The sequence below is a fragment of the Streptomyces millisiae genome (genome assembly GCF_031845425.1).
Lineage (GTDB): Bacteria > Actinomycetota > Actinomycetes > Streptomycetales > Streptomycetaceae > Streptomyces > Streptomyces millisiae.
In genome coordinates, this window is sequence record NZ_JAVREM010000076.1 from 19,077 (window position 1) to 28,961 (window position 9,885).

The following is a 9,885-nucleotide window of genomic DNA, read 5'->3' on the forward strand; positions in this document are numbered from 1 at the left end:
CCGAACATCCGCCACCATGGGTGCGGTTCCTCCAGGAACGCCTGAGCGGGCATCGCCTATTGGAGAACGAGAGGTGCGTCCCAGGCCGCGCCCGGTGGAGCGGGCAGCAGTCCGTGGTGATCCGCGAGGGCGAGGGTGGCACCAGCGGTGCCGGTGAGGTAGCCGGCGGTTCTCGACTCAGCGGCAAGGAGGAGTCGGGCCGTGCGTAGCGCGGCATGTCGGGCGAGTTCGGCGTGACCGGTCCGATGGGCGGCCTGGAGGACGCCGGCGCTGCCGTGGCACAGGCCTGGGCCGGTGCTGTCCCAGGAGTCAGCGGAGCGGCGGGCGAGGACGTCCATGGCCGCGTGGGCGGTGTGGTGGAGCTCGTCGTCGTCCAGCGCCCGGGCCGCATGGATGAGCGCGGTGGCGATGCCCGGGGTGCCGTAGCACCAGGCGTCGCGGCGCCCCGGCGACGGGGCCAGGCCAGCCGTGTTGGGGACATTGCGGAGGGCTTCGCCGCTGATATTGGGCGGCCACGCGGGGCCGGGAGTGGACCAGCGCAGGAGCCAGGCGGCTGCGGAACGGATCGCCGTTCGCTGTCCCGGGACGGTGTGACCAGCGCGGGTGGCGAGGGAGAGCAGCGCGAGAGGGCCGGCGATGCCGTGGGCCATGCCGGTGGTGGCCGCTCCGGAGGCCGGGAGCGTGCCAGGGACGGGCAGTACGTGTTCTTCGGCGGGAAGCCACCAACCGGGCAGGTCAGCAGGGGTGTTGATCATGTCGGTGAGGGTGGTGAGCGCGGCGTCCAGTCCTTGCTGGGCGACGCTGTCACGGGTCCGGATGGCGGTCAGGAGGATGCGGCCGATGCCGGCGAGGCCCTTGATGACGTCGTAGACACCCCATGGCGTTCCGAGGTGCCCGGCGGCGCGGCGGCGTTGTTGGTGGCGCGCCAGGCCCTGGGCGCGGGCGGCAAGCCACGCGGTGGCGTGGTCGAGGGCTCGTCGGGTGGGTGTGGAGGGAAGGTAGGCGCTGCCGATGATCAACGAGGCGGCGAGGGCTCCGGGGCCGCGGTAGATGCCGTCGGGCGGCGAGTTGGTCAGCAGTGGGGCCGCAGCCTCCCAGTGACGCTCGGCCGCGCGGGCGAGGGTGTGGTCGGTTGTGGAGAGGGTGGCGAGCAGCAGGGCGGTGCCGGGCAGGCCGTCGTTCAGGGTTCCCGCGACCGATCGGGAGAGGTGGGCGGCGTATTGGGTGGGATCGATGGTGGCCCGGATGGCCTGTTCGATGGCCACGGTGGGGTCAGCCACGGGTGTGCAGCAGGTCGGTGGCCAGGGAGCGGGCAAGCCGTTCGTGGTCGGCGCGCATGCCGAGGAGCCGGTTGGCGTGCAGGTGGATCACATCCGACGCGCACAGTCGGGCGATGTCCGGGGTGAAGAGCGTCGCGCGGTAGTTGGTCAGTGCCTGGTGGCGGGCGTCCCAGGTTGCGGCGAGACCAGGTGGGAGGGTGTAGGAGCGGGCTGCGGGGCGCAGTTGGTCTCGGATGCGGCGTTCGGCCGGCGGGAGAGGGGCGGGGCGGGCGGCATCGGGGGCGTCGAGGGCTTGGGCGATGGTCGCCGCCGAGTGAGCGGCGATGATCAGCCGTTCGGCTTCCGGTGGCGGCCCGTGGCGGAGGGTGGTCAGGACGAGGGCGCTGTCGGCGGCGAAAACCTCTTCGGCTGCGGCGATCGCACCGGGGCCGCCGTAGCGCTGGGTTTCGCGGACATAGGGCTCGAAGCGGAGAACGCCGTTGCTCAGCCACTGCTGGGCGAGATCGGCCGCCCACACGGCGAGGTCACCGGAGATGCGGGCACGGGTTTCCGGGTCGTCGGTGTAGTAACGCAGGCGTAGGTGTGGGCCCAGGTCGGGAGTCTCGTAGCGCAGCCAGAACATCCGCACGGCCTCCGACGTGTCGGGGAGGCTGGCCAGGGCCGCGTCCTGATGGCGGGCGGGGATGGCGATGGCGGCCGACAACCACGCGCTGTTCCCGGGAGTCTCGGAGTCCTTGGCAAGCCTCCGGGCCGCGGCGCGCGGCTCGACGGATGGGACGGGCAGGGTGGTGAGGCGGTGCAGCGGGATGACGAGTTCCAGGGGGTGGCGCCCCTGGGGCCCCTGCACGGCCAGGTCCTGCGGGCCGTATCCGATGGCTTCGGTCAGCGCCCGGGTACCGCGCACCACGCTGCGCCGCAGGATCTCGGCCTGGACCGGGTCGCGCGGGTTGAGGGGGAGGTGCCGGTCGGACTCCTCGGCCACGACGAGCTGAGGCAGCGGCGGGCGGGCTTCGGCCAACCACTGGGTGAACCGCCTCTGCCAGGTGGCTTTCCGGGTGGCGGCTGCCGTGAGTTCGTCGGGAAGGAGCCAACGCTGCGGGGCGAGCACCGTCGTGCGGTAGCTGACGCGTGGGGTGTATGGCATGACGTCGCCCGAGCCCCAGGACCAGGTGTGCCAGGGGCGTTCGTCGGCATGGCCGAGCAGGTGAAGCAGCCGGGCGGCGGGCGGCAGAAGGTCGCGGCTGATGCGACTGAACAGCACCGGCACCACTGGCCTGTTCAGGGCGTGCGACCACAGGATCAGGCGCCGGCCGCTCAACGTGATCGCCAGGTCGTGCGGGAGGAGGTCGCCCTTCCGGGGCGGTGTGCCGATCGGGATGCGATAGGGAGCGAAACGGGTCTCGACAGCGAGGGTGGCGGCCCGGTGGGTCAGGGGCCGACACACGATTTCCGCGGCCACCGCCTCGTCGTGGTCCTTGACGGAGGGGGCGAGCTCGGGGAGCCACCGGGCGAACCGGCCGGCGGCCGAGCCTGCTTCCTGAGCGGCGTGCTGGCCGATCATCAGCTGGAAGGAGCCGTCACGGCACGGTAGGACGCGCACGTGGATCTCGGCGGTACGGGGCGGCAGGCCCTCGCTGGTTCGCAGCCGGTCGATGTCGGCGTCGGTCAGTTCCACCTCGTCGCGGCCATGGACGAGAGCCTCTCCCAGCAGCGCGGCGAGCAGCCTTGTGCGACGTTCATCAGGCTCGGCGGTAGCGGCGATGGCGTCCTCCCGCGCTGGGGGACCGATGCCTGCGGCCGGGTCGATCGCCTCGAGTAGCGGCACCAGGCGGTGCCGGCCGTAGACATCGGCGAACTTCCGGGTCCACGCGCGCAGAGGGCCGGCGCGGTGGCTGATCCGCCACAAGACCGTCGCGGCGGCAGCGGCCTCCTCACCCACCCGCGCCGGCAGCCGCAACTCGGCGTCGACGAGGGTGTCGACGACGAGCGGGCGCTCCACACGGTGGAGACTGTCGGCCAGTTCGCGCGCCGAACTCAACGACTTCAGCCGACGTTCGACGCCCGGCGGCAGATGATCAGCCGCACGCAGCGACTGTCGTAGCCGCACCAAGGCCACACGTTCCGGAATCGCCTCGGGCAGGCGGTCCACGAGATGCCCAAGCGGGTCATCGCGAAGGTCCTCGGGCAGCAGGTCGGTCAGCAGGATGCCGGTACGCACCATCTCCGCCACAGCGCCCCGCGCGGCCTCGACGCTGGCGCCGGGGTAGCGCTCGAGGACGGCGGCGAGAACGTCACTGCCACGGGCGCCGCCGGCACACAGGCGGATCAGCCAGCCCGACAGCTCGGCGGCGCGGATACTACCGAGCTGCCCGACCTTGGGGCCGGGGTGTTCGGTCTCGAACCGGTCGCCGCGGCGCACCACCAGGTTGCTCGCCGTCAGCATCACCGCCTCCACCACGCCCGGTTCACCGATCAGGCGGTCCCCGAGGCTCCACAGGAACTGTGGGGCGGGATGGGTGACCGCGCGGTGGGCCTCGCCCAACCCAAGCCGGCCCGGCTCTTCGCCCTCGATCCGGGCCGCGGCCACGCCGCACCACACGCTGTGCGGCACGGTGCGCGAGCGGGCCCGGATCGCGTACGCGGCGCGCGACGCCGCTGCCTTCGGCCCGTCACTGACCGTCTCATCCAAGGCGCGGGACGCCAGAAAGATGCCCTCGGCCGCCACACCGTCGGCCTCATCCTGCCGCGCGGGGTGGAAGGGCAGAAGTGGGACGCGGGCCAGTGCCATCGGCCCAGGGGCGAAGAGCAGGCGGCCCGCCATGCGATGTCCCTCCCTGTCACCGGTATCCCACGAGAAGCCGGCTGCCCGACAACGCCCTGCCTTCCTGGCCCGCGCGCCGCCGGACGAGGACCAGCGGCGCTGCTCCTGAGGCTAGGGGCCGTCGGGCAACAGGCACCCGCTCGTGGGGCCCTGCGGCGCGGAGGGACCGCACCCATCGCCCGTGGTGTCGCCGTCGTCGTTGTCGTCCCCATCGGTGTCCGTGGCAGCCCGGATCTCCGACAGATCGGTGTTGACGGGATCCAGCCGGAACACTTCCAGGAGATCACTCATGTCGGCCTTCCTCCTCAGCGTTGAAGGGAATGTCCCGGTCCTCGGACGGGCCGGGAAGCACCAGGGGGTTGTCAGGGCCAGGTGAGCACCATGCGAGGACCGGGCCGCCGCAGCACCCGCCCGACTGTCGGCTCCTCGGTCGAGCCCTCGGGGAACACTACGAGCGATGGGCCCGGGCCGCCGCGCTGGTCGCGGTCCCACACCCGCAGCTGGCTGACGAACTCCTCGGCCAAGGCCGCGTGGGGGCCGTGCCAGGCGACGCCGTACTCGAAGTGCGTGCCGTCCGCGTTCGCCGGGCGCATCGTCAGGTAGGCCAGGGACTCGCGGCTCCAGGTGGCGGGGCTACCTCCGGGCAGCACGGGCAACCCGGGGGGCGACGCCGCTCCCGTGTGGATCCGCCCAAGCGCATCGAGCATCGTGGCCAGCCACAGGTCGAGCACCGGGCGGGTGCCTTCGGTGGCGCCGACCCGCACGCCACTCCACAACTCGCGGCGCTCGCTGTTCCATGCGGCGGTCAACGCCGCGTCATCAGGCGGCGGGCCGCCATCCCACCGCAGCCGCACACCGTCCGCCAAGACCGCGCTGGCCATGGGGCTGGCGACGCCTTCCCCGCGCATCCGCACGAAGCCGCACTGCTCCCAGCCATCGCCACGCCAGTGGCCCTCCTCACGGGTGAAGGTCAACAGCCGAGACAGCCCGCGAAGCCTCAGCGGAACCACCAGCCGCCCGTCGTCGGCAAGCTGATCCAGCCAGGCCGGCTCCACGCGCGTGGCCTGCACGGTGACGATCAGACGATCGAATGGAGCGCCCTCGGGAACGCCGAACCGGCCGTCCCCCGTCACCAACCGAACATCCCGCACCCCGGCGTCCGCCAGGCAGCCGGCGGCACGCGCGATGACCTCAGCATCGATGTCCTGGCTGGTCACCGCCCCCTCGGGCCTCACCATATGGCGCAGCAGGGCAGCGTTGTAGCCGCCGGACCCCACTTCCAGCACCCGATCACCGGGGCGGGGCGCCAAGCGCTCCAGCATCGTGGCCACCAGCCACGGCGCGGAGACCGAACTCACCGGCTTCCCGTCGGCGCCTCGCTTCGTGAACACGCTGTCGTTCCGGTAAGCGTCCTCGAGTCCCACTCCCGGAAGGAACCGGTGCCGTGGAACGGCGAGGAAGGCCGCCGCGACCCGCTCACTCACGATCTGGCCGCTGCCCCGCAGTTCTTCGACCAGAGCAGCATTCCGGTCAACGGCAACAGTCTCCACCAGTAACCCAACACCTCTCGCTCCGAAGAACTCAGTGTCACAGCTTCGTGGCTCAGAGTCGAGAGAGGCGATGACTCCCAGCCGTGAAGGCCGCGCGATCCCTCACGGCTGAGCGGGTCCAAAGGTGGTGTTGGCGCGGGACTCTCCTTCGTGTCCCCGGCCCGGTGGCCGGCGCCGGGGACACGGCGCGGTGGGCCGTCAGGTGGTGGCGCAGCTGAGCCCGCTCGGCGTGGCCGAGGAGGACCCGGAGACGGTGAAGCCGAAGGTGAGGGTGGCGCCGGCGGCGACGGCGCCGTTCCAGGCCGTGTTGCGGACCGTGACCGAGCCGCTGGTGCCGGTCCCCTGGCCGTTCCACAGGTTGGTGATGGACTGCCCGGCGGCGAGCGTCAGGCCGACGCTCCAACCGCCCAGCGTGCTGGTCGTGTTGTTGGTGACCGTCACCTCGCCCTGGTAGCCGCCCGACCAGCTGTTGACCGTGCGGTAGGTGGCCGTGCAGGCGTCGCCCGGGCCGCCGGGGTCGCCCGTCCCGCCGGCGTCACCGCCGCCCGCGCCCTCCGAGGTCCCGGTGGACGTCCCGCCGCTGGTCGTTCCGCTCGTCGTCCCGGTGCTGGTGCCGCCCGTCCCGCCGGTGTCCGGAAGGGTCGGCGTCTGCCAGTTCCGCCAGGTGGCGAGGTTGCCCGCCTTCGCCGGCGAGATCCGGAACACCCCGGGCGCCGTGCCCGTGTTCAGCAGGAACCGCTGGATGCTCTGCTGCAGCGGCGCCCGCCACTCCGACCTGACCGCGCAGTGGTTGCCGTCCTGGACGTCGGACCAGTAGCTGATGTTGGCCGTCGCGCCCAGCGCCCGGTAGACCTCGGCCGCGCCGAGCGCCGCCACGCTCCCCGACCTGGCGCCCAGCCAGTCGATGTGCGGGTTCTCCATCACGAGGAGGCCGCGCGGCGCCACCATGCCCAGGATCTCGTGGGTGTCCACCGGCAGCGTCGCCGGGTTGCCCGTGAAGGAGCCGAACGCGTCGCCCAGCCACGGCTGTTCGGAGTAGGCGCTGCTCAGCGGCTGGGAGCCGCTCTCGCCCGGGACCCCCCGGAAGATCGGCGCCCCCGCCGTGCCCGACTCGATCGGCATGGTGAGGCCGATCCGCTGGTCGAACGCGCCGGCCACCAGCGCGCCCTTGCCGAACCGCGAACAGCCGGTGACGCCCGTGGCATCGGCGCGCAGCACGGAGCCGCCGGACTGCTCGACGACGTCGATGATCCGGCTCACCCCCCAGGACCAGGCCATCAGCAGCCCGGTGCCGCTCGACGAGCCGTAGAGGCTGTAGAAGGCGCCCTGCTTGTTGTTGCGCGGCGTGCCCTCCCGGCCCACCGTGTAGGGGTCGAAGCTGATGACGGCGGCGCCCGACGACCTGATGGTGGCGGTGTCGGCGCCGAGGCCGCCGAAGACGATGACGGCGGGGAACGGGCCGTTGCCGCTGGGCAGTTGCACGCCGGCCGAGAAGCTGGCGGTGCGGCCCTGGTGGGACACGTTCACCGTGATGTTGGTCGCCGAGACCGTGCCGGTGACGCTGTCCGGCCGGGCGGGCTTGTCGCCGTAGACGTACCGCTCGGCCAGCTCCCTGATCTCCGCCCGCCGGCACCGCCAGTCGGACCTGCTGGTGACGCGGGTGCCGTCGATCCTGGTGAACGGGTCGGGGAGCAGGGAGTTGGCGGTCGGGGTGCCGGGGTTCGGCACGGCGCAGTTCGCGCCGTCGTCCTCGTCCACGGCGGCGACGGCGACGCTCGCGACCGGGTCGGCCGGGCGGGCGCCGGCGGCGCCGGACTGCGGCACGAGGGCGACGGTCAGCAGGCTCGCGACGGCGCCGAGGAGCGCCACCGACCAGGGCCGGGGCCGGTGTCGGGGGATGCGCATGGGGACCTCCTTGGGGAAGGCACGCTGCACGCTTGACGGTTGGGGGGAGTGCGTGCGCCCGGGTGCGCCCGGTGCCGGCCGAGCGGGTGCGTCCTGAGGGGGCGCGAGGCGCCGGAACCAGAGCCATGGGAGCGCTCCCAGGGTAGGAGTGGGCCCCGACCCTGACAACAGTCGAACGGGGTTCGACCGAGGTTGGCCGTATCCCGTCCCCGCCCGGGCGGGTCACGGGGTGAGGACGACCTTGCCGTGGACCGTGCCGGACTCGGCGAGCCGCAGCGCGTCGGCGACGCGGCTCAGCGGCAGTTGGGCGGCGATCTGGGCGGTGATGTCGCCGCGCCGCAGGGCGTCGAAGACCTCGGTGAGGTCGGCGCGCAGCCGGGCCCGGAAGCGGTCCCTGGCGAGGGCCCGGCCGGCCCAGAGGTTGCAGAAGTGGGCGCGGCGGCGGTTGGGCAGGGCGTTCCACAGCCAGACGCGGCCGAGCAGCTTCAGCACGGGCCACTGCTTGGACCCGGTGTCGTCCCTGGTGGCGGCGGTGCCGTAGGAGACGAGCGTGCCGCCGGGGGCGAGGAGCCGCCAGGAGTCGACGATGCCGCGGCCGCCGACGTGGTCGAAGACGGCGTGCACCCCGTCCGGGGCGAGTTCGCGGACGCGCGCGGCGACGTCCTCGGTGCGGTGGTCGACGGGGGTGACGCCGCGCGCCCGCAGCGCGTCGTGGTGGCGGGCGGCGGCGGTGCCGATGACGCGGGCGCCGGCGGCGTGGGCGAGTTGGACCAGGACGGAGCCGACGCCGCCGTTGGCGCCGAGCACCAGGACGGTCTGCCCGGCGCGGACCCGGGCCTCGCGGTGCAGCAGCTGCCAGGCGGTGACGCCGTTGACCACCAGGGTCTCCGCCTCGGCCGCGCCGATCCCGTCCGGCACCGGGACGACGTCCGCGGCGTCGACGAGGACGTGGCTGGCCCAGCCGCCGACCTTGAGCAGCGCGGCCACCCGGGTGCCGACCAGACCCGGGCCGACGCCCGCGCCGGCCGCCACCACGGTGCCGACCAGGTCGTAGCCGGGCACGAAGGGGAAGGCCGGCTGATCGTAGTAGCGGCCGCGGCGCATCTGCTGCTCGGCGAAGGAGACGCCGGTCGCCTCCATCGCGACCAGCACCTGCCCGGGCCCGGCGGTGGGGACGGCGCCGCGCCTGATCCGCAGCCCTTCCGGCTCCACGGTGCCCGGCAGCACCACCTCGACGAGTTCCTCGGCGTTCATGATGTCCTCCACCACACTCTCCGCTAGGCGCTTTCGTGTTCGTTAGAAGTTCTAACTCACACGTTGAGTGAGTGTCAATAGGGATCGTGATAGCCTCTAACTCACCTGGGGGGCGGGCGGACCACCACAGCGGAGGGCGAGGGACCGATGGCGGAGACGGACACGCGGACCCCCCGCGAGCGCTACCGCGCCCAGGTGCGCGCGGAGGTGAAGGAGCACGCGTGGGAGCAGATCGCCACGGCGGGCGCCTCGGCGCTCTCGCTCAACGCGATCGCCAAGCGGATGGGCCTGAGCGGCCCGGCCCTCTACCGGTACTTCGCCAATCGGGACGAGCTGATCACCGAGCTCATCAGGGACGCGTACCGGAGCCTCGCCGACGTCGTCCGGGCGACCGCCGCGGCCGGCTCGGGCGCCGATCCCGCCGCGTTCGCCCACGCCCTGCGCGACTGGGCCCTGGCCGACCCCCACCGGTACCTGCTGATCTACGGCACGCCGGTCCCCGGCTACCACGCGCCGGACGACGTCACCGCGATCGCCTCCGAGATCATGGCCACCCTCCTCGACGCCTGCGCCGCGCTCCCGGACGACCGACCGGCCCCGCCCGCCGCGCCGGCCGCGCCGGTCACCCGGTTCGAGGAACACATCGAGCGGCACCGCGGCTGGGCCGCCGACCACCCCGCCCCGCCCGCCGCCCTGCGCCGCGCCCTGGCCTTCTGGACCCGGCTGCACGGCGTGCTCTCGCTCGAACTCGCCGGCCACTTCACGGGGATGCGGTTCGACCCGGCGCTGCTCTTCGAGGCCGAGGTGGCCGACCTCACCCGGTGAGGAGCCAGGCACCGCTCCCCCGCCGCGTCAACCGTCGCGACAGCGCTGATCGTCGCGGGATCGTCCACGCCGCGCGCTGCATCGTCCCATCCCCCGCTCATACGCTGCTCCCGGTACCACCTCTGAGCGCTTCGCGGCGTGCCGGGACACGCCGGACCGCGTCGCCCGATCGGATTGTCCTGGGGTGGGAGGGGGATCTTCCGGGCGTCGCCGGGCCAGGTTCGTATCGCCGTTGCCGGAGAGCGATACG

General features: G+C 73.0%; 7 protein-coding genes. 1 reads left to right on the forward strand and 6 read right to left on the reverse strand.

Going from position 1 to position 9,885, the window contains the following annotated elements; genetic code table 11:
- Window positions 1-56 precede the first annotated feature (56 nt).
- The 6 genes from RNC47_RS31630 to RNC47_RS31655 form a co-directional block, all read right to left on the reverse strand.
- The gene (locus tag RNC47_RS31630) at window positions 57-1,280 is read right to left on the reverse strand and encodes a lanthionine synthetase C family protein (RefSeq protein ID WP_311603754.1); all 1,224 of its coding nucleotides are present in this window, start codon (window positions 1,278-1,280) and stop codon (window positions 57-59) included.
- A complete protein-coding gene (locus RNC47_RS31635; protein ID WP_311603756.1) occupies window positions 1,273-4,101 on the reverse strand; it encodes a lantibiotic dehydratase in 2,829 nt (942 codons plus the stop codon). Before RNC47_RS31635 ends, RNC47_RS31630 begins: the two co-directional genes overlap by 8 nt.
- Window positions 4,102-4,212: 111 nt before the next feature.
- Entirely contained in the window at window positions 4,213-4,392 is a 180-nt protein-coding gene (locus RNC47_RS31640; RefSeq protein WP_311603758.1) for a hypothetical protein, read from the reverse strand.
- Between the two features lie 71 nt (window positions 4,393-4,463).
- Window positions 4,464-5,651 (reverse strand): methyltransferase, FxLD system, encoded by a 1,188-nt coding sequence (gene fxlM / locus RNC47_RS31645; protein ID WP_311603759.1) that lies wholly within the window; start codon window positions 5,649-5,651, stop codon window positions 4,464-4,466.
- A gap of 198 nt (window positions 5,652-5,849) precedes the next feature.
- Window positions 5,850-7,556 (reverse strand): glucuronyl esterase domain-containing protein, encoded by a 1,707-nt coding sequence (locus tag RNC47_RS31650; RefSeq protein ID WP_311603761.1) that lies wholly within the window; start codon window positions 7,554-7,556, stop codon window positions 5,850-5,852.
- A 222-nt stretch (window positions 7,557-7,778) separates the two neighbouring features.
- Entirely contained in the window at window positions 7,779-8,810 is a 1,032-nt protein-coding gene (locus RNC47_RS31655) for a medium chain dehydrogenase/reductase family protein (RefSeq protein ID WP_311603763.1), read from the reverse strand.
- 147 nt (window positions 8,811-8,957) lie between these two features.
- On the opposite strand from RNC47_RS31655, the gene RNC47_RS31660 reads away from it, so the two are divergent.
- Window positions 8,958-9,635, forward strand: a complete 678-nt coding sequence (locus tag RNC47_RS31660; RefSeq protein ID WP_311603765.1) for a TetR/AcrR family transcriptional regulator — start codon at window positions 8,958-8,960, stop codon at window positions 9,633-9,635.
- Window positions 9,636-9,885 lie beyond the last annotated feature (250 nt).

Bases quoted from the DNA above. Each gene is read 5' to 3' on its own strand.
- RNC47_RS31635 (WP_311603756.1), bottom strand. From the start codon at position 4,101: ATGGCGGGCCGCCTGCTCTTCGCCCCTGGGCCGATGGCACTGGCCCGC.
- RNC47_RS31640 (WP_311603758.1), bottom strand. From the start codon at position 4,392: ATGAGTGATCTCCTGGAAGTGTTCCGGCTGGATCCCGTCAACACCGAT.
- RNC47_RS31650 (WP_311603761.1), bottom strand. From the start codon at position 7,556: ATGCGCATCCCCCGACACCGGCCCCGGCCCTGGTCGGTGGCGCTCCTC.
- RNC47_RS31655 (WP_311603763.1), bottom strand. From the start codon at position 8,810: ATGAACGCCGAGGAACTCGTCGAGGTGGTGCTGCCGGGCACCGTGGAG.
- RNC47_RS31660 (WP_311603765.1), top strand. From the start codon at position 8,958: ATGGCGGAGACGGACACGCGGACCCCCCGCGAGCGCTACCGCGCCCAG.